Origin of the sequence: Streptomyces goshikiensis, from assembly GCF_014650555.1 — a bacterium.
GTDB lineage: Bacteria > Actinomycetota > Actinomycetes > Streptomycetales > Streptomycetaceae > Streptomyces > Streptomyces goshikiensis.
The window spans coordinates 174,792-193,905 of sequence record NZ_BMVE01000009.1 but is presented as its reverse complement, the minus strand read 5'-3'; the positions used below and the strand labels follow the sequence as shown (position 1 = coordinate 193,905).

Below are 19,114 nucleotides of genomic sequence, written 5' to 3'. Positions count from 1 at the left end.
CCACTGGAGGTCCTCGTAAACAGGGCGACCTCAACAGACTTACCCGGGCTTGCCAGGCCCACAGGTACGGGTCGGCGTGCTACCGAGGGAGGAAGGCGCGGACGGTCTTGCCGCCTCCGGCCCGGGGCGTGACGACGACGTGGTGGGCGAGGTCGTTGACCATGTGCCAGCCGAAACCACCCGTCCCGTCGACGAGATCAGGGGTGCGCATCCGCGGCAGCCGCGGGCTGGGATCCTCGACGGCGACCTCGATCGTGGCGGGGTGGGCGGCGAGGCGGAGCGTATAGGCGCCGCCACCGTGGCGCAGAGCGTTCGTCACGAGCTCGGAGACGACCAGGACGACCGTGTCGGCCCGGTCGCGGCCGATGGCCGGCTGCCCGAGGCCTTCGAGGAACGCCCGCGCGGCCCGGCGCGCCTCGGCGACGGCGGACTGAGAACGAAGGGATGTGCGCTCGGCGCTCATCGTGGTCATCGCGCGCTCCGGGTTCTGTTGGCGGTGTCCGGCCCTGCCTGCCCGGTCGTTGTGCCCCCGCCCGCAGCCGTTCAACCCGACAACACCGGATTACCTCAGGGGTACGTACACGAAAATCTATGTTGGCCAGAGTAGACATTCAGTGGTGGAGTCGTTATGGTTTCTCTCGTAGCCCAGTGAAGAAGGGCTCGGCAGAAACGAACTGCCGGGCAGCAGTACCCGTAAGTGCAGTCCGCGGTACCCAGCAGTGAAGTCAGTGAGCAGCAACCTCGGTGAAGGCGTCGGCTGCGGGCGCGCGCACCGGGAAGCGGTCGCATCACCAGCAGTACGCAGTACCCGTTTGATGAGTGATTGTTCCCAGAGGGAAGAACGGAGGAGCGAAGCGCCATCAGGATCGCCCGGGCGGAAGTCTTGAGCCTGGGTACCGCAGGACATCGTTAGTGAGGTGGTCTCCGGTCAAGCAACCGCGATCCCCGCACCCCCGACGGCGTATCGGTCGGGTCGGCGGAAAACAGTAGGCCGGCGCAGTGCCAGGGCCGGCAGATGGTGTAGCAGTTCCTTCGGGGCCCTGGTGCCAAACGGCACCAGGGCCCCTCCACGCGTTCCACAGAGAGGTGCGATGACAGCAGACGACTCGTTCGGACGGCTCGACGACGACGATTACCCCGCCTACACGATGGGCCGGGCGGCAGACATGCTCGGCACCACCCAGGCCTTCCTCCGCGCCCTCGGGAAAGCCCGCCTCATCACCCCGCTCCGCTCCGAGGGCGGCCACCGCCGCTACTCCCGCTACCAACTGCGGATCGTCGCCCGCGCCAGGGAACTCGTCGACCAAGGCACCCCCATCGAGGCCGCCTGCCGCATCATCATCCTTGAGGACCAGCTCGAAGAAGCCCAGCGCATCAACGCCGAACACCGCCGCGCCGCCGAACCTGCGAACCCAACAGCCGCGGCCTGAGGCGGAGGAGCCCGAAAGCCTGCCGGGTCAGGTGTGCAGGAGGCTGTTGCGGCCGTCGTGGCCGTCAGCCCCTTCCTCGTCCAGCCAGTGACCGCCGTCGGCGAGGTAGCGGAAGCCGTAGTGCTGGTTCACCGGGAAGGCGACCGTGACCGCGCGGCTGCCGTCGGGACGCTCGGCCACCCGCTACAGCTGTCCCCCGCTCGGCCGCACATTCCGGCCGCTCGGCGAATCCGTCCCAGGTCCGCGCGCGTCTTCGGCTACCACGTCACCAGCTCGACCGGCGCGATGTTCCTCTACGGCATCGCCATCGGCGCCCTCGCGCTTCTCGGCCTGGCCCTCATGCTCGCCGGCGGCCGCCGGGCAGCCCGCCGCGACAACTCCATCCCCTCGCAGCGCGAGAGCGCGGTAGTGGACCGCGAAGGTGAGGACCTCATCCAGCAGCGCGACGCCCGCCCGCGCGCAAACCGCCCAGGTCCTCGGCGACGACGATCGTCCCGCCACGGCCCCGGTCGCGGGCCACCGGCGCGCCAAGTGGCTCGGCGGGTAAAACAACCCCCCGTCAGCAGGCCTGGGCCATCAGGTCCTTCCGTGGTGTCGGCCGTGGTCCTTCCGGCTCCGATCACCAGGATCGACAGGCTCCCTTGGGCCTGGCTGTCCGCGCGTACGGTATCGAGGTATGGCAGCAGGATCACCAGTACTGCGGCCAGCACCACACCCAGCAGAGTCCGTCGATGCCGGCGAACGCGTCGTCCAATGGGTCTGCCTGGCTGGCCGCGGGGCCTGCGATCTGAACCGAGGTGCCCGGGACGCGCGCCATGGCCTCACGCACCTCGCTCAGTTCGTCACCGAGGCCCGGCGTGAGCGGCACCACGGCGTGCATCGCCTCGCCGTCCTCCGAGACGACGGCCGATGAAGACGCGGCAGCGAATCGTCGCTCCTCTTGCGGATGAGCCGACTCCTACTCGGCGAGCATTGCTGTGCGCAGTCGGGTCAGCACACGGGTGAGGAGGCGGGAGACCTGCATCTGGGAGATACCGAGTTCGGTGCCGATCTCCGCCTGGGTCATTTCCTCGCCGAAGCGCATGGCCAGGATGCGTCGGTCGCGCTCGTCGAGCGACTGGAGGAGGGGTGCGAGGGTGTGGAATTCCTCGAAGAGCTCCATGTCGGGGTCGACCTCGCCGACCGTTTCGGCGAGTGAGCGGCCTTCGGTCTCCCCTGAGGTCCGCTGCCTGGAACTCATGGCGGCGTCGATGGATCCGCTGGTGTAGCCGTTGGCGGCCACCAGACCCTCGATGACGTCATCCTCGGAGAGTTCGAGGTGCTCGGCGAGTTCCTTGACGGTGGGGGCCCGGCCGAAGACCTCGGTCAGCGCATCCTGGCTCTTGGCGAGTTCGCTGCGCAGCTCCTGAAGGCGGCGCGGGACGTGGACGGCCCAGGTGGTGTCTCGGAAGAATCGCTTGATCTCGCCGCTGATGTAGGGGAGGGCGAGGGTGGAGAACTCGACCTCCCGGTCGGGGTCGAAGCGGTCGATGGCCTTGATCAACCCGATCGTGCCCACCTGGACGATGTCCTCGATGTCGACGCCGCCTCCGGCACGGCTGCGGAATCGCCGGGCGGCGAAGTTCACCAGGGAGATGTTCATCTCGATGAGGGTGTTCCGGGTGTACTGGTACTCGCGGGTTCCCTCTTCCAGAGACCGCAGCCGGATCAGGAACAGGCGGGAGAGCTCCCGGGCGTCGGCGGGCGCCACCTGACGGGCGTCGTCAAACTGGGGAAGGATCCGGGAGGGCAGTCCGCTCCCGGATGCGGCGTCCGGGAGAGTCTCCACCGCGCCGGTGGTGTTGGTGATCGTGGCGGTCTGAGACATGGACCCGTTCCTCCCCTGGACAGACGATGTGTGCGCCCTTATGACCACACCGCCGTGATCGAAACACTTGCCGGGTGATTTTTCCGAAGTCTGGTGGGGAGCGTGTCGACGGCATCCACGGCCGGTCCTGTTGTCGGGGCTTCGGTCCTGTCCGGGGAGGCCGCCTCCGGCCGTCATGTAGGAGTATGTCGCGGTGATCGGAGACGAAGCAGTGATCAGCATGACCGTGCACGAAGGCGCGAGCGTTGTCCGCCTGCGAGGCGATCTCGGCGAGGACAGCGCGCCCGGCCTGGCTCAAGCCTTCGCCGCAGCAGTGGCACAGGGGGCTTCCCGCACCGTGGTCGACCTGTCTCAGGCCGAATTCGCGGACTCCTCCGTGCTTCACACCCTCCTCGACGCGCGGAAGGCCCATAGGGCGGCAGGCGTGGCTCTGATCCTCGCGGGCCCGTTGCAGGTGGCGATTCGCCGACTGTTCGAGGTGACCGGGACCGCAACCGCGTTCCACATGACGGACTCCCTGGAGACCGCACTGACATGCTGAGCCCCTGTCTTCGAACCGGTGAGTCCTGGCATGACGCTGATGGTCACGGGCAGGTGATGACGGTATGAACGCGTCCAAAGAAGCCGATGACAGCCGCGGCTGCGGATCCAGGGAGGAGCGCGGTCCCATGGCGCCACCCACCGCTCTCGCCCCGGCAGCGCCCGCGCCCGGCCCTGCTCACGCGCCGGCCTCCGCGGCGGCGGCACGTTCCAGCGTCCGCGATCTCCTGCGGCGTGCGGGTGTCAGCCTGGACAGTGTCACCGCCGCCGACGTTCTCCTGGTCACCTCAGAGCTCGTCACCAACGCCATCCGCCATGGCGGCGGCCTCGCCGCGTTCCACATCGAAATTACCGACGACGCGCTGCTCCTGTCCGTCGCGGACACCAACCCCGACCCTCCCCTACCCCGCACAGGCACCCCCGACCGGCCGGGCGGGTACGGATGGCCACTCGTCCAACGCCTCGCCGACCGCGTCGACGTTCGCAGCCACGGCGGCGGCAAGACCATCAGCGCCGAACTACGTCTCGCCTGATCCCACCCTCTCCTCGCCGGATGGCGTTCGCTCAGCTCAGAGACGTCGGATACGTCAAGGGCCTGTTCGGCGGCCGCCTCGGTCAGGGCCGTGTAGACCGCCTTGAGGGCCGGCACCAGCTTGGGGTGGTCCCGCACCGAGGAGAGTCTGAGCGAGGCTGTGGTCAGATGGAAGAGGCAGGTCTGGACGGTGGCTTTCACCCGGGTCGCACTGACCGCGCCGGGCAGGCCCTTCAAGCCGTCGCAGACCACGATGCAGACGTCCTCGATGCCGCGGTTCCCCAGCTCGGACAGCACTGCCACCCCCCGAAAAAAACGCCTTTGCGGCCGTCCATGTCGACGCCGACGACCAGACAGACCGGCTTCGAGGTCACCGAACCCGAGTGGATCGCCAGGTCACGAGCTCGTCGATCACCGCGTCGGTGGCCTTGCTGATCAGGTCGGGGCCGACCTCGACCCCAGCCGTCGATCCGGTCAGGTGGTGGTCGGGAGGACGGCCCAGTAGGTGATGGTGTGGGCCAGGATGCGGGTGCCGTGCGCGCTGGCCAGGACGGCGATGATGCTCAGGCCTCGGCCGTGTTCTTCCGGTGTGCAGCTGGTGGTCCAGGTGCCCTCGTCGTCGGCGGGGCCGGCGTCGTCGACCTCGATGTGCAGGGTGCGTTCGCCTGCGGGGCGCTGGAGGTGCAGGGTGATGGGGGGCAGGGCGTGTTCGAGGGCGTTGGTGACGAGTTCGGAGACGATGAGCAGTGCCTGGTGGATGGTCTCGTCGTCCAGGTCCCATGTGTGGAGAACGCCGGCGGTGATGCGGCGAGCGGTGCCGGCGGACTCGGGACGGTGGGGGAGCTTCCAGAGGCATGGCGGCCCGTAGGCCCGCGTAGGGGCGACGCACTGCGGTGGGGCGGGCGTCGTGGCGGCCGGCGAGCGGGCCGCTTCGGTGTCGGTGCTGGCGTCCATGGCATGGTCCTGGCAGTGGGGGGTGTGGGCGGTGTCGGCGACGCTCCGCCCGCCTGGCGCCGGTGGTTAGCGCAGGAGTTGGTCGAGGGCGGCTGAGGCTAGGGCTGCGTCGAGTGCGCCTACGCCGGTGAGGTCGGCGATCGTGATGGCTGCTTCCGGGCGGTCGACGGGGGCTTTCAGGAGGTCGCCGGCCGCGGTGTCGCTGTGCTGGCCGGTGGCTCCGGCGCGGACGGCGTGGCCGAAGTCTCCGTGGTCGAGGCATTGGGTGTGGTCATCGGTCGCGATGAGTCGTGCGCGGTGGAAGAGGGCGGGGGGCAGCTCGTTCTTGTGCGGCATGTCCGTGCCGATGCCCGTCACGTGTGCGCCTTCGCGCACGTGGGTGGCGTCGAGGACGGGGGATGTGGCCGGGGTCGTGGTGATGACCATGTCGGCGGCGGCGGCCTCCTGGGGCCCTGCGGGGCGGGCGTCCAGTCCGCCTGCGTGGAGCTGTTCGCACAGGGCGTTGGCTTTGTGCGGGCTGCGGCCGTGAACGAGCACCGTGCCGATGGCGCGGAGTTCGGCCAGCCAGGTCGCCTGGAGGCGGGCCTGTTCTCCGGTGCCGAAGACGGCCAGTGTCGTGGCGTCGGGGCGGGCCATGGCGTGGGTGACCAGCGCGCCCGCCGCCGCGGTGCGCCAGGCGGTGAGCAGGCCGCCGTCGTCGAGGAGTGCACGCATCTGTCCGGTGCGGGCGCTGACGACGCAGACCAGACCGTGGTTGGAGGGGAGGCCGAGGACGGGGTTGCCGTAGAAGCCCGTCGCGATCTTGACGGTGAAGTCGGCGGCGCCGGTGATCCAGCCGGCCTTCACATGGCAGTCGCCGTCCGCTTCGGGGAAGGCCATGTGCAGCGGTGGCGGCACGCTCGTGCGGCCTTCCGCGTGGGCGATCAGCGCGTCGCGGACGGTGTCGAGCACCAGCTGCGTGGTGACCGCTCTTTCGATGGCGGTCCGGTCGAAGACGGGGAGGGTCATCGGCGGTCCCGCAGGAAGGTGGCGAAGGCGTCCAGGCCCTCCTCGGGGTTGCGTCGGCCGAGGCCGATGCGGAACCGGTCGGTGGGGGTGGCGGTGAGTTCGGAACGGTAGATGCTCGCGGGCAGCAGCAGGACGCCGGCTTCCTCCACCAGACGGATGCAGAACGACTCCACCCCGTCGGTGCCGAGGTAGCGGGGGTAGGCGACGCACCCGCCGTCCGGGGCCCGCCATTCGAAGTCGTCCGCGAACTCGGCGAAGAACGCCTCGAAGGCCGGCAGGTTGGCTTCGATCCGGCCCCGGTTGCGGTCCAGGATCGTGTCGCGAGCTTTGAGCGCGATACGGGCCAGGACCTCGCTGGGCGCGGAGTTGCAGATGGTGGTGTAGTGCTTGGCGCGCTCCAGGCGGGAGAGCAGCGCGCGGTCGCGGCAGGTGATCCAGCCGATCCGGAGCCCGGGCAGCCCCAGGGACTTGGAGGTCACGTTCAAGGACAGGGCGCGCTCGGAGAGGTCGGTGGCCTGCGGCAGGGCGCGGGCCGGGTCGCGCTCCAGACCGCGGTAGACCTCGTCGCTGAACAGGTGGATGCCCCGTTCGTCACACAGCCGGGCCAGCGCGGCGAAGTCGGCGGCGTCGATGATCTTGCCGGTGGGGTTGTTGGGGAAGTTCACCGAGACGACGCGGGTGTTGGGTCGTATCGCCGCGGCCACCTCGTCGAGGTCCAGGGCCCAGTCCCGGTCCGGGTCGAGGGCCACCCCGGTGACCTCGCACAGTGCCAGCGGCACGGTTTCGGCGGCCTGGTAGTTCGGGGTCACCACCACCGCGTGGTCGCCCGCGTCGAGCAGGACGTTCATGGCCAGGTAGATGGCCTCCTCGGCGCCCGCGAAGCAGATGACGTCATCGGCGTCGGCGTGCTCATACGTCTGCGCGATCACTTCTCGCAGCGCGGGGTCGCCGAACGTCTGGGTGTAGCCCAGGGACAGGTTCTCGAAGGCGTCCCGGTCCTTGTCGTCGGCCAGCGCGAGGAGCTCGCCGAGCGTCGTGGTCTGTACGTCGGATGCGGTCAGGTGATGACGGGCGGTGAACTCCCACCGCGAGAAGTAGGTCTCCAGGCGGAAATCGGGCAGCCGGGTCATGGTGCATCAGTCCTTTGCACTGGGGGTTCTGAGCTCGGCCAGCAGGCCGTAGACGGTGGACCGGGACACCCGCAGCGCCCCGGCGACGACCGGGGCCGCGCGGCGCACCGCGAACACCCGGGCCTCGTCCAGGCGCCCCAGGACGGTCAGGCGGTCCTGGCGCGTCATGCGTTCGACGGGGCGGCCCGTCTCCCGGACGTGGGATCCGATGATGTGCTGGATGCGTTCGGACCAGTCCTCTTCGAACAGCGGCTCCGGCCGCTGGACGGTCGGTGCGCCGAAGGCGGACAGGACCGCCGCGGCCTGTTCCAGCGGGGTGCGGTCGAGATTGACGCACAGCACCGCGGAGGGCCGGCCCCGCGCGTCCCGCAGGACCGCGCTGACCGAGGACAGGCGGCGGCCGTCCACCAGCAGCTTCTCGTACGGCCCGTACACGTCACGCGCCGACGGGTCGAGCGCGTCCAGCTCGCCGAGCATCGAAGGATCGCCCGGGCGACGGGTGGTCATCGGGTTCCAGATCTCCAGAACCCGGTCGGTGTCCGGATCGTGCAGAACCACCTCGGCGTACGGGCCGAGCAGCAGCGCGACCGCCTGGCACACCGGGCCCCACGTCCTGATCCGGGGGTCGGGGAGCTCTTCTGTTTCACCCATGCCTGGACTGTAAGTCCAGACTGGACGGAAAGTCCAGAGCTAGGTGGTCCAGGTGCTCGTAGAGGGTGCGGACGAGGCGGGCGCGGTCCCGTGCGCAGGCCACGGTTTCCTGCCGGTCGGCCGCAAGGCGGTGCCAGGCTTCGGCGAGGACGGCGGCCGCGCGGGTGCGGGCGGTGTGGCCGTCGGTGAGCTGTTCGGCGGCGTGGCGGATGTCGTCGGCCACGACGTGGGCGGCGCCCGTCAGCCGCAGGATGATCTGTTCGAGGTCCGCGGGGCGCAGGCCGGGGTCGGCGGGCCAGCCGAGCACGGCCTTGACCATGCTCTCGTGGGACGCCCTGTCGAGGGGGAGTTCGCGGTCGAGGTGTCCCTCGGGGTCGTACAGGGCGATGGGGGCGCCGCTCAGCGGTGGCGCCGGCGTGGGCGTGGGCGCCGGCGTGGGCAGCAGGCGCCTCGAAGTCCCGGGCACCTGACGCCACTCGGGGGTGGTACGGCCCTCGCCGCGCGTCACCGGGTACCGGGGTGGTGGCCTGTGGGTCATTGAGGAACTCCGACCGGCCCACGCGCGGGGGACCTCGCTTGCAGGGGGTAGTGGGGCGGCCCGGTGTTACTTCCGCCAGAGCGCTGCTGGCACCGGGCCTCGCCCGCGCACGCCTGATCGGCGCGGACTGCCCCGACCATAGCCGCGGCCGAGCGGCACCCCGCGGGAAAGGGCGCAGCATTCGGCAACCTGTGTGACCAGCACGGGCTGAGCGTTGACGCCTCATGCTGACGCGGCCGCTCAGCGCCCGGTCCGACGGGAGCGGGCGAACGTTCCGGCCACGCCCGGTCGCCGCGCGGGAGCGAGGGCACGGCGCCCGGCGAGTGCGGTCACGCTGGGGCGTGCTGCCTCACGCCCCCGCACACGCCCTCCCCACCGGTGGGGATCGGGCGGACAGTGTCGCCTTCTGAATCCGATCAGAGCGGAGTGGGGAAGCGTGTCGCCCTGCGGTGTCGTGAAGTGGTTCGACCTGGGCCGGGGCATCGGTCTCATCAGCCAGGAGGGCGCCGGTCCTGACATCCGGGCGGAAGCCTCGGCGATCCATGGGAGGGACGGCCGGCTGCGTCAGGGCGAGGAAGTCCTCTTCGACGTCACCCTGGACAGTGCGGGACTGCGGGCCGACAACATCCGCCGTGCGCAGGGGGGCCTACGCACCCAGGTCAGCGGTGTCCCGTACAGGGGCGGGGGTGCGGTCGAGGCCGACCCTTGGGAGTGGACACCCTGACAGCGCACCACGGCGCCTGTGGTGTGCCCGAGTGGTCAGGAACGTACGCTGTCCGGGCCGCTCGCCGTGCTCACGTGTGGATGTGGTTGGTGATGTTGCCGGTGCTGAAGTTGATCAGGCCACCGCAGGCGAGCAGGCACCAACCGGGAGTGGTGCTGGGCGGAGTGGGTGCGCTCGTGGCTTCGACGGTGGTGGTGCTGCTGGAGGCATCGCACGTCTCGTTGCCGTTGTAGGCGGCGGTGATCGTGTGCGTGCCGACGGTGAAGCTGGTGCTGAAGTCGGCCTGGCCGCTGGCGTTCACGGGCACCGTGGCCAGCAGGTTGCCGCCGTCGAAGAACGTCACGCCGAGACCGCCGCCGGGGTCGGACGCGCAGCCGACCGATGCGTGCAGTTGCACCGGCGAGCCCGCGGTGGCGGTCTGCGGAGTGGCCGTCACGGTGGTGTTCGACGCCACGGCCGCAGCGGACGACGCCAGTCCCACTACGGCCGCCAGCGCGGTGGTGACGACCAGGTTTCCTCTGCCTCGCGTGATTCTCACCGGTTCAGTTCCTTACGTCGTTGGACGTGTCCCGCAGGGTCGTACGTGCTGTGGTGATCTTCACGCTAGGGCGACTTACCTCCTCCTGCGAGAGGCCGCGCGCAGAGGGGACCCGGTTGGACCAGCGGGCCGCACCCGCTGGAACCAGACCGGACGCGCCGTCAGATGCCGGGGGCGGCGACGCGGGTGTAGATCAGGCCGGCGCTGGAGCCGCCGGCGGTGGTGACGCTCACTGACACCGGACCGGCGGCCCCGGCGGGTGCCGTGGCCGTGATCTGTGTGTCGGAGATGACGGTGAAGGCGGCGAGCGTGGCGCCGAAGGTGACCTTCGTCGCGGTGGCCAGATTGGTGCCGGTGAGGGTGAGGACCGTGCCGGCGGAGGTCGGTCCGCTGACGGGCGCGAGGCCGGTGAGAGTGGGAGCGGCGACGTAGGCGAAGGGCAGCGGGTTGCTCGTGCCGCCCGGGGTGATCACCGTGATCTGGGTACTTCCCGTACCAGGTGGCGCGGTGGCCGTGATCTGTGTCGATGACACCACGGTGAAGGAGGTGGCGTTCGTGACCCCGAAGCGGACCGCGCTCGCGTTGAGCAGACTGGACCCGGTCAGCGTCACCACCGTTCCCCCGGACGTCGGGCCCTGCGCCGGACTGGCATCGGTCAGTACGGGAGACGCGATGTAGAAGAAGTAGGAGGCGGCGGAAACGACGCTGGTGCCCGCGGGCGTGGTCACGGTGACCGTGGCGCCGCCGGGGCTTCCGCTCGGCGTCACGGCGGTGATCTGGGTGGCCGAGTTGACGGTGAACGACGTCGCCGGCAGATCGGCGAAGCGCACCGCGGTAGCGCCGGTGAATCCGGTCCCGGTGATGGTGACGCTGGTGCCGCCCGATGCCGGACCGTTGTTGGGCGCCACCGCCGTGACCGCCGGGACCGCGGCCGCTACGTAGGTGAAGGTCACCGCGTTGCTGGTGCCGGACGGGCTGATGACCGTCACCGGCACGGCGCCCGCGCTGTCGGCGGGGGTGATGGCGGTGATCTGGGTGGCCGAGTTGACGGTGAACGAGACAGGCGCTTTGTCGAATCGCACGGATGTGGACCCCGTCAGACCGGTGCCGGTGAGGGTGACGGTGGTGCCTCCGGTGGTGGGGCCTTGGGAAGGGCTGATGGCACTGAGTGTGGGCGGCATGAGGTGCTCCTACGACGGCCTGGGTCGGGGCCCGGAGTCGGGCACGACGGTGCCGCCGCCCGCTGGTGAGCCGGGCGGCGGCGGGACGAGTGATCAGATACCGGGACCTGCGACGTAGGTGAAGGCGCCGGTGGCCGTGGCCGAGCCGGCCGGGTTGGTGACCACCACGTCCACCGCGCCGGCGGTTCCGGGCGGGGACACTGCCGACAGCGTGGTGGAGTTCACCACGGAGAACGGTGCCACGACGCCGTCGAAGGTGACCGAGTCGGTGGTGTCGAGACGGGTACCGGTGATCGTCACGGCGGTACCACCGGACGTGGGACCGGAGGACGGGACGACCGTGGCCACGGTCGGAACGTCGATGTAGGTGTAGGTGAAGCCGTTGTTGGTGCCTCCCGCCGTGGTGACGCTCACCCCGACGGAACCCGCCGTCACACCCGCCGGCACCGTGACGCTGAGCAGGGAGTCGGAGACGACCGTCGGGGTGGCGGGCACCCCGCCGAAGGACACGCTGGTCGCGGTCGACAGACCCACACCGTTGACGGTGATCGTGTTCCCGCCGACCAGCGGGCCCGACGTCGCGCTCAGCGAGGACTTGAACGGAGCCCCGACGTAGAAGAAGGAGATCGGGTTGCTGGTGCCGCCCGGAGTCGTCACGGTGAGGCCGACCGTGCCCGTACCCGACGGCGATACCGCGGTGACCTGGGTCGGCGAGACGTTGGTGAAGCTGGTGGCCGGCTTGGTGCCGAACTTCACCGCGGTGGTACCGGAGAGGTTCGTTCCGGTGATGGTCACCAGCGTGCCACCGCCGGTCGACCCCTGGTTCGGAGAGATGGGCATGGAGAGACTCCTCGCTGTCAGAACAGGGACAGAGGACACAGCCGACCGGCGGGACGCCCGGCGCCGAAGACACGCCTGGCAGAGCGGCGCCGAAGTGCGCAGAGGGTTCCTGCGTTCACGGACACCGCGTGAGGGGAGGGGGAGCGGATCGATCGGGCTGCGGGGTTTCGCGGAGTGCTCATGCACACGCCCAACGGAAAAACCGGCAGGCGCCGCCACTACCACGATCCCCCGGATTGGGATGGGCGGCCCACCGGTTTGCTGTTCCAAGTGACCCATACGGGTGTATCGCTGACAAGACTCCGGCTCCTCTTGTCACCTGAATGGAGGAGCGCACACCTGGAGAAGGCCGCACGTCGGCGACGGGTGGACACGGATTCTCTGACGACGCCTCAGAAGGCGGTGACGGGGCCCCAAAACCAACCAGTCGGTGCCGCATAAGCGGCACCGACTGGTGATCCAACCCCCCTCGAGGGGGCCCATCGTGACTCCGGTACGTCGGTGGCCCCCTGACCAGCAGAGAGCCGCAGGCCATAACAGGGCCACGCCCCCCGAGAGGGATGGGCTGCCCACCGGTTGGATACTTCAATTGACTCAGGATTTTGGCATGTGCCGCAAGCATCTGCTGGCACCGTCACCCCAATGGAGGGGCGCGCCGCGGGAGCGCACTGGCGGCCCCGGTGTCAGGGCGATGTCTTCGCCTCTGGCGCCAGGCCCATGAGGTCGGCGAGGGCCGTGGCGAGGGAGGCCACGGTGGGGTGCTGCCAGATGAAGTTCCCGGCGAGACGGACGGGGAGTTCGGTTTCGAGGCGGACGCGGAGTTCGGTGGCCAGCAGCGAATCGAAGCCGAGGGCCTTGAGGGGGGTCTGCGGATCCAGCGTGGCGCTGCCGGTGCGCAGGATGGCGCGGATGTGGTCGCCCAGGTAGGTCTCCAGGGCGCTCTGGCGTGCGATGCCGGCGGGCAGGCCCTGGAGGCGGGCGTGGATGCCGGAGCCGCCGGACTCGGGCTCGTCCGCGGCCGGGAGGTCGTCCGGCGCGAGGAGGGCGAAGAGGCTGGAGGCCGAGCCCGCGCGGGGGATCCAGGTCTGCGGCGGGCCGGGAATGACGGCCGTCTGGACCCGTTGGTGGGCCAGCAGGGTGTGCAGGGCCTCGATCCCCTCGCGGGTGGGGATGGTCTCGTAGCCGCGGTCGGCGAAGTCGGTGGCCTGCCCCGTCTCGCCCCAGGGACCCCAGTTGACGGCCAGTGTGGGCAGGCCGCCGCGGGTGCGCCAGGTGGCGAAGGAGTCGAGCCAGGCGTTGGCGGCGGCGTACGTGCCCTGTCCGGCGTTGCCCAGCAGGGAGCTCATCGAGGAGTACAGGACGAAGAAGTCCAGGGCGTGTCCGGTCGTGGCCTGGTGGAGGTTCCAGGCACCGGTGACCTTGGGGGCCCACACCCGCTTGATCTGGTAGTCGCGGATGGTGCCGAGGGCGGCGTCGCTGAGGACCATGGCGCAGTGGATGACCCCGCGCAACGGCATGCCGCCTTCGGTGGCGGCCTCGACGAGCCGTTCGGCGGTGCCGGGCAGGGAGATGTCGCCGAGGACGATCGTGGTCTGCCCGGGCAGGTCCTTGACGGCGTGTGCGGTTTCGAGGGAGGGGGACCGGCGGCCGTTGAGGACGACACGGCCCGCTCCCTGTTCCGCGAGCCAGCGCGCCGTGGCGATCCCGAGACCGCCCAGGCCGCCGGTGACGATGTAGGCGCCGTCGGGGCGTACGACGGGAGGCCCGTCCGGGAGGACGGCGGTGGTCTCTCCGCTGTCGGGGACGGTGAGCACCATCTTGCCGATGTGCCGGGCGCCGGCCATCAGGTGGAAGGCGTCGGCGGCCAGGTCGAGCGGGTAGGCGGTGCACAGCAGCGGCTTGAGGCGCCCTGCGGCGATGTGGTCCATGACCTCGCGCAGCAGTGTGCCGAACAACTTGGGTTTGCGCTGCTGGAGTTCGATGAGGTCGACGGTGGAGAAGGTGATGTTGTGGCGCAGCGGGGCGAGTTTGAGGGGGGCGTCGGCCAGGATGTCGCGTACGCCGAGTTCGACGAAGCGGCCGAACGGGCGCAGCGCTTCGAGCCCGGCGCGGACGGCGGGGCCGGCGAGGGAGTTGAGGACGACGTCGACGCCTTCGCCGCCGGTCGCCTGGCGGGTCTGTTCGGCGAAGTCCAGGGAGCGGGAGTCCATGACGCAGCGGATGCCGGTGCCGCGCAGGTAGCGTCGTTTCTCCTCGGTGCCGGCGGTGGCCAGGACCTCCGCGCCCAGCAGGCGGGCGACGGCGATGGCGGCGAGGCCGGTGCCGCCGCTGGCCGAGTGGACGAGGACGCGTTCGCCGGGGGCCAGCCGTGCGACGCGGTGGAGGGCGTACCAGGCGGTGAGGAAGGCCGTGGGCAGTCCTGCCGCCGCCTCGGTGGTGAGGGCGGGCGGGACGGGGACGACGGCGGTGGCGGGAACGGTGATGAAGGAGCCGAAGGCGCCGCCTTCGAGCTGGGCGGCGGCCACGGTGTCTCCGGCGCGGAGGTGGTCCACGCCCGCTCCCACGGCGGTGACCTCACCCGCGCACTCGAAGCCGATGCGGTACGGGGTGAGGGGCTCCGAACCGAGCATGCCGAGGGTGGTCAGGACGTCGCGGAAGTTGATCCCCGCGGCCTGGACGCGCACCTCCACCTCTCCCTCGCCGGGCTGACGGCGGCCGGTCGCCGCCAGTTCGAGGCTGTCGAGATCGCCGAGGCGTCCGGCGCGCAGGCGGAAGCCGTCCTCGCCGTAGCGGACGACCCGGGTGGTGGAGGCGGTGCGTTCGGCCGCGGTGACGGGGGCGCGGTCGATGCGTGCCACGTATCGGCGCTCGTCCCGCAGTGCGACCTCGTCCTCGGGCGCGTCGGCGAGGAGTTCGGCGGCCAGCGCCCGCAGCCCGTCCGCTCCGGGATCGGCGTCGACGAGGGTGGGGCGCAGGCGCGGGTGCTCGATCGCGAGGACACGGGCCACGCCTCGTACGGTGCTCTGGGCGGGGTGGCCGGCCTCGTCCGCCGTGACCGCGCGGGCGTGCCGGGTGACGGCGTACAGGCGCCATGTCCCGTCGTGGTCCTCGGCGGCCTGTGCGAAGGCGAGCAGTCGCCGGGCGCGTTGCTCCGCGCCGTGGGTGGGGTCGCTGTCGTCGGCGGACGGCGTGCCGCACAGCATGACGACACCGCGCCAGGGTCCCGCTCCGGCGGCCAGGTGGTTGCGGAAGACGTCGGCCAGTGGGGCGAGCCCCTCCGCGCTCAGTGGTGTTTCCCGCACCTCCGCGTGGGCGCCGGCGTCCCGCAGGAGCGCCGCCAGGCGTCCGGCTTCGCCGTCTCCCTCGTCCACGACGAGCCATTTGCCGGGGGGTGCCTGCCTGGCGCGGGACCGGGGCGCCTGATGCCATCCCAGTTCCAGGAACCACTGGTCGACGGTCGCACCGTCGGCCGGTGCGCGGCGGGCAAAGCGGGCGCCGTCGAGGGCCAGGACCGGCCGGCCGTCGGCGTCCAGGACGCGGACGTGTCCGGCGAGGGCGGTCTCGGTGTTCTCGGTGACCCAGGCGTGCGCGTGGACGGCCTGTGAGGGGTCGCCGAGGATGCGCAGGGCGCCGACCTGGACCGGCAGGATGGGCGCGGGGGCGCTGTCGTGGCCGGCTCCGGCGACCAGCAGTTGCAGGCACAGGTCGAGCAGGACGGGGTGGGGGCTCAGCGCGTGCTCGGGGGTGCGGGCGGCGGCCGGGAGCTGGATGCGGGCCCAGAAGCTGTCCCGGTGGCTGTTCGTGTGCAGGCTGGTGATGCCGGTGAAGGCGGGTCCGTGTTCGAGGCCGCAGGCACGCAGCCCGGCGTAGAGGGCGGCCGGATCGAGCGGGACGGGGTGCTTGCGGTCGAGGTCGGGGACGGAGGCGGCGCGGGCGGGCTGGGGGGTGACCCCGCGGCGGGTGACCGCCGAGGCGTGCAGTTGCCAGGACCCGTCGGGCTGGCGGGAGTGGATCTCACCGGTGGCCTGCTGGGAGGCGGCGAGGGTGAGCGTGGTGCTGATCTCGGTGTCGTCGGTCAGGCGCAGCAGGTCGTGGAAGGCGACGTCGGTGATCTCGATGTCCGTGGTGTCACCGCCCAGTGCGGTTCTGGCCGTGGTGTGCAGGAGGGCGCAGAAGGCCGCCCCGGGCAGGACGGTGCTGCCGTGGACGCGGTGGTCGTCGAGCCAGGGCAGGTGGCGGGCGGGGGCGGTGGCGGTCCAGGTGTGGCGGATCGGTTCGCCGGGGATCTCGGTGTGCCGGCCGGGCAGGGCGCCGGCGTCGGCCGGCTGTGCCTCGCCCGAGGTCCAGTGGCGGGTACGGTCGAAGGTGATGGTGGGGGCGTCCGTCAGAAGGCCGCCGCCGTACAGGGGGATCCAGTCGACGGTGCCGCCGTCGCAGTGGACCGCGGCGAGCTGGGTCCGCAGGGTGACGGTTTCGTCCTGTCCGCGGCGCAGTGAGGGCAGGACCAGTGCGTCGGGGGTGAGTTCGGCCAGGCTGTCCGTGAGGGACTGGGTGATCACGGGATGGGGCGAGATCTCGATGTAGATCTGGTGGCGGTCCTGGGCGGCGGCGGCCACGGCGGAGCGGAAGCGGACGGGCCGGCGCAGGTTGTCGCACCAGTAGGCGGCGTCCAGGAGGGGGATGTGCCGCGGGTCCTCGGTCACGGTGGAGTAGAAGGGGATGTGGGGCTCTTGGGGGCGCAGGCCGATGAGGTCCTGCTGCAGATCGGGCAGGAGGGGGTCGACGTGGTGGCTGTGGGAGGCGACGTCGACCGCGATCTGCGAGGCGAGGATCCCGCGTTCGTCCCACAGGGTGATCAGGCGGGCGATCTGGTCGGCGTCACCGGAGACGACGGTGGTGCCGGGCGCGGCCAGGACCGCCACCGAGACGGCGCCGGCCCCGGCTTCGGCGATGTCGGCTTCCACGGTGGCCTGGTCCAGGGCGACGCTGGCCATCGCGCCCGTCCCGGCGATCCGCTCCAGCAGTGCCGAACGGCGGCAGATGACGCGGACTCCGTCGCCGAGGGTGAGCGCTCCGGCCACGACGGCTGCCGCGACCTCTCCCATAGAGTGCCCGATGACGGCGGCGGGCCTGACGCCGTGCGACTGCCAGGCCGCGGCCAGGGCGATCTGCAGGGCGAAGAGGACCGGCTGGACCCTCGGGCATCCGGTGAGGGGTTCGTCCGAGCGGATCAGCTCCAGGACGGAGAAGCCCGCCTCCTGCTGGATGAGGGCGTCGACATCGGTCAGGGCCTTCGCGAAGGGCTCGTGATGCGCGAAGAGCCCGCGGCCCATGCCGGTCCACTGGGAACCCTGGCCGGAGAACACCCATACCGGCTGGTGGGAAGCGGTGACATCGGCCGTGCCCGAGACGAGGCCCGGATGGGGCAGGCCCGCGACGAACAGCCGCAGTGCCTCCAGGGTTTCGGCGCGGGAACGGGCCACGACCGCGAGGCGCCCGCGTCCGGGGCTGCGGCGCAGGGCCAGGGTGTGGGCCACGTCCCGCAGCGGGACGCGCGCTCCTTCCCCTTCGAGCCAGTCCGCCAGGCGGCCGGCGGCGTCCGGCAGTGCCTGGTGGGATCCGGCGGCGACCAGGATCACCTCGGGCGGTGCGCTCTCCGGCCGGCGCGGGGCGGGCAGGCCGGCGCGGCGGCTGGGCCGCGGGGGCTGCTGCAGGATGACGTGGGCGTTGGTGCCCGAGAAGCCGAACGAGGAGACCGCGGCCAGCCTGACCGGCTGCCGCCCGGGCCACTCGGTCGGTTCGACGGGGATGAAGAAGCGGGTGGCGTCCGCGGCGATGGAGGGATGCCAGCTGTTGAAGTGCAGGTTGGGAGGAATGACCCCCTGCTGGAGGCAGAGGACGGTCTTGATCAGTCCGGTGATGCCGGCGGCGGGCTCCAAGTGGCCGAGGTTCGTCTTGACCGAGCCGAGGGCGCACGGGGCGAGGCCGTTGCCGTACACGGCTGCCAGGCTGTTGAACTCGGCCGGGTCGCCGACCGGGGTGCCCGTGCCGTGGGCCTCGATCAGGGAGATCTGCCCCGGTTCGACGCCGGCCTGGGTGAGCGCCGTACGGTAGAGGGCCTGCTGCGCGGTGGACGACGGGGCGGCGAGGCCGTCGGAGCGGCCGTCCTGGTTCACGGCGGAGCCGCGGACGAGGGCGAGGATGCGGTCGCCGTCCCTGCGGGCGTCGGTCAGGCGTTTGAGGACGACGGCGCCACAGCCCTCGCCGCGCACGAATCCGTCGGCGGCGGCGTCGAAGGTGTGGCAGCGTCCGGTGGGGGACAGCATGCCCATCCTGGTGAAGGACCGGGTGGTGCGCGGGGTGAGCATCAGGTTGACGCCGGCGGCCAGCGCGAGATCGCACTCCTCGCGGAGCAGTGCCTGGCAGGCGAGGTGGAAGGCGACCAGGGAGGACGAGCAGGCGGTGTCGAGGGCGATGCTGGGGCCGTGCAGGCCGAGGAGGTAGGAGATGCGGCCCGCGGCCACGCAGTGACCGTTCGTCAGGATGGAGCCCTCCAGTTCCTGGGGCAGGCCGACGAGCTGGTCCATGTAGTCGTTGTAGCTCAGACCGGTGTAGACGCCCGTGCGGGAGCCGGCGAGCCCGTCGGGAGGCAGGCCGGCGTGCTCCAGGGCCTCCCAGACGACCTCCAGCAGGAGCCTGTGCTGTGGGTCGAGGACGTCGGCTTCTCTGCCGGAGACGCCGAAGAAGTCCGCGTCGAACCGCGAGACATCGGTCAGGTACCCGCCCGGCAGGTGCGCGGCCTGCGCGTCGGCCGGCGTGCCGGCCGCGGGTGCCGGCGCGTCACGGCCGGGCGGAGGCGGGCCCACCGCCTCACGGCCCTCCATCAGCAGGTTCCACAAGGCGGCCGGTGAGTCGATGTCTCCGGGAAGCCGGCAGCCCATGCCGATGACGGCGATGGGCCCGTTCGCGGGGCGGGAGGGGTACTTGTCCAGGGCCACCACGGGAGTCTCCTAGTCGTCCGGGGGGAAAGCGGATGCGTGCGGTGCTCGGAGCTCGGGGAGTTCGAGGAGGGGCGGGCATGCCACATGGCCGGCGCGACGATCGGGGCGGGGCGCCGGCCATGGCATGTGCCCGCGGTCGGCAGCCGGCCTTCCGGGGCGGCTCCGCGGGAAACCGCGGGG

Annotated in this window: 16 protein-coding genes and 2 pseudogenes; 4 read left to right on the top strand and 14 right to left on the bottom strand. The window is 71.1% G+C overall.

The genetic code is table 11. From position 1 onward, the window contains the following. Nucleotides 1–79: 79 nt before the first annotated feature. A complete protein-coding gene (locus IE248_RS25080) occupies nucleotides 80–472 on the bottom strand; it encodes an ATP-binding protein (protein ID WP_190031744.1) in 393 nt (130 codons plus the stop codon). A gap of 619 nt (nucleotides 473–1,091) precedes the next feature. Here IE248_RS25080 and IE248_RS25075 point away from each other — a divergent pair. Beyond that, on the top strand, nucleotides 1,092–1,430 hold the full coding sequence (locus IE248_RS25075) for a helix-turn-helix domain-containing protein (RefSeq protein WP_190031743.1): 339 nt from the start codon (nucleotides 1,092–1,094) through the stop codon (nucleotides 1,428–1,430). A 27-nt stretch (nucleotides 1,431–1,457) separates the two neighbouring features. On the opposite strand, the gene IE248_RS25070 is transcribed toward IE248_RS25075, so the two are convergent. The 3 genes and pseudogenes from IE248_RS25070 to IE248_RS25060 all read right to left on the bottom strand — a co-directional run bounded on the left by IE248_RS25070 (nucleotide 1,458) and on the right by IE248_RS25060 (nucleotide 3,297). Next, nucleotides 1,458–1,610 carry an early set domain-containing protein gene (locus IE248_RS25070; RefSeq protein WP_190031742.1) on the bottom strand — a complete coding sequence of 51 codons (153 nt, stop codon included), beginning with the start codon at nucleotides 1,608–1,610 and terminating at the stop codon, nucleotides 1,458–1,460. A gap of 431 nt (nucleotides 1,611–2,041) precedes the next feature. Beyond that, nucleotides 2,042–2,346 (bottom strand): annotated as a pseudogene (locus IE248_RS25065) (MMPL family transporter); the annotation flags it as partial. 42 nt (nucleotides 2,347–2,388) lie between these two features. Then, nucleotides 2,389–3,297, bottom strand: coding sequence for a SigB/SigF/SigG family RNA polymerase sigma factor (locus IE248_RS25060; RefSeq protein ID WP_100582111.1), 909 nt, complete (start codon nucleotides 3,295–3,297; stop codon nucleotides 2,389–2,391). A 193-nt stretch (nucleotides 3,298–3,490) separates the two neighbouring features. Between IE248_RS25060 and IE248_RS25055 the strand changes: the two genes are divergently transcribed. Beyond that, nucleotides 3,491–3,838, top strand: a complete 348-nt coding sequence (locus IE248_RS25055) for an STAS domain-containing protein (RefSeq protein WP_190031741.1) — start codon at nucleotides 3,491–3,493, stop codon at nucleotides 3,836–3,838. A 127-nt stretch (nucleotides 3,839–3,965) separates the two neighbouring features. Then, nucleotides 3,966–4,370: an ATP-binding protein gene (locus tag IE248_RS25050; RefSeq protein ID WP_229895502.1), complete on the top strand. Its 405-nt coding sequence runs from the start codon at nucleotides 3,966–3,968 to the stop codon at nucleotides 4,368–4,370. Here IE248_RS25050 and IE248_RS38705 read toward each other — a convergent pair. From IE248_RS38705 to IE248_RS25025, 6 genes and pseudogenes are all read right to left on the bottom strand, one after another. After that, nucleotides 4,364–4,829: pseudogene (locus tag IE248_RS38705) on the bottom strand (transposase); the annotation flags it as partial. The gene IE248_RS25050 and the pseudogene IE248_RS38705 sit on opposite strands and share 7 nt — an antisense overlap. Nucleotides 4,830–4,843: 14 nt before the next feature. Further along, a complete protein-coding gene (locus IE248_RS25045; protein WP_190031740.1) occupies nucleotides 4,844–5,323 on the bottom strand; it encodes an ATP-binding protein in 480 nt (159 codons plus the stop codon). A 66-nt stretch (nucleotides 5,324–5,389) separates the two neighbouring features. Beyond that, a complete protein-coding gene (locus tag IE248_RS25040; RefSeq protein ID WP_190031739.1) occupies nucleotides 5,390–6,331 on the bottom strand; it encodes an ornithine cyclodeaminase family protein in 942 nt (313 codons plus the stop codon). Next, nucleotides 6,328–7,461, bottom strand: coding sequence for an aminotransferase class I/II-fold pyridoxal phosphate-dependent enzyme (locus tag IE248_RS25035; RefSeq protein ID WP_190031738.1), 1,134 nt, complete (start codon nucleotides 7,459–7,461; stop codon nucleotides 6,328–6,330). Before IE248_RS25035 ends, IE248_RS25040 begins: the two co-directional genes overlap by 4 nt. Nucleotides 7,462–7,467: 6 nt before the next feature. After that, entirely contained in the window at nucleotides 7,468–8,112 is a 645-nt protein-coding gene (locus tag IE248_RS25030; protein WP_100582116.1) for a helix-turn-helix transcriptional regulator, read from the bottom strand. Then, nucleotides 8,105–8,650: a DUF6415 family natural product biosynthesis protein gene (locus IE248_RS25025; protein WP_229895501.1), complete on the bottom strand. Its 546-nt coding sequence runs from the start codon at nucleotides 8,648–8,650 to the stop codon at nucleotides 8,105–8,107. The genes IE248_RS25030 and IE248_RS25025 overlap by 8 nt, the downstream gene beginning before the upstream one ends. Nucleotides 8,651–9,086: 436 nt before the next feature. Between IE248_RS25025 and IE248_RS25020 the strand changes: the two genes are divergently transcribed. Continuing rightward, nucleotides 9,087–9,374 carry a cold-shock protein gene (locus IE248_RS25020; RefSeq protein ID WP_100582117.1) on the top strand — a complete coding sequence of 96 codons (288 nt, stop codon included), beginning with the start codon at nucleotides 9,087–9,089 and terminating at the stop codon, nucleotides 9,372–9,374. 70 nt (nucleotides 9,375–9,444) lie between these two features. Here the strand turns inward: IE248_RS25020 and IE248_RS25015 are convergent, their stop codons facing one another. From IE248_RS25015 to IE248_RS25000, 4 genes are all read right to left on the bottom strand, one after another. Further along, complete coding sequence (locus IE248_RS25015; RefSeq protein WP_008735661.1) at nucleotides 9,445–9,912, bottom strand: Ig-like domain-containing protein; 468 nt, start codon at nucleotides 9,910–9,912, stop codon at nucleotides 9,445–9,447. Between the two features lie 161 nt (nucleotides 9,913–10,073). Further along, nucleotides 10,074–11,093 (bottom strand): IPT/TIG domain-containing protein, encoded by a 1,020-nt coding sequence (locus IE248_RS25010; protein ID WP_100582118.1) that lies wholly within the window; start codon nucleotides 11,091–11,093, stop codon nucleotides 10,074–10,076. 93 nt (nucleotides 11,094–11,186) lie between these two features. Next, nucleotides 11,187–11,933 (bottom strand): IPT/TIG domain-containing protein, encoded by a 747-nt coding sequence (locus tag IE248_RS25005; protein WP_100582119.1) that lies wholly within the window; start codon nucleotides 11,931–11,933, stop codon nucleotides 11,187–11,189. Nucleotides 11,934–12,616: 683 nt separating this feature from the next. Further along, nucleotides 12,617–18,934: a type I polyketide synthase gene (locus tag IE248_RS25000; protein ID WP_190031737.1), complete on the bottom strand. Its 6,318-nt coding sequence runs from the start codon at nucleotides 18,932–18,934 to the stop codon at nucleotides 12,617–12,619. Between the last annotated feature and the right edge of the window lie 180 nt (nucleotides 18,935–19,114).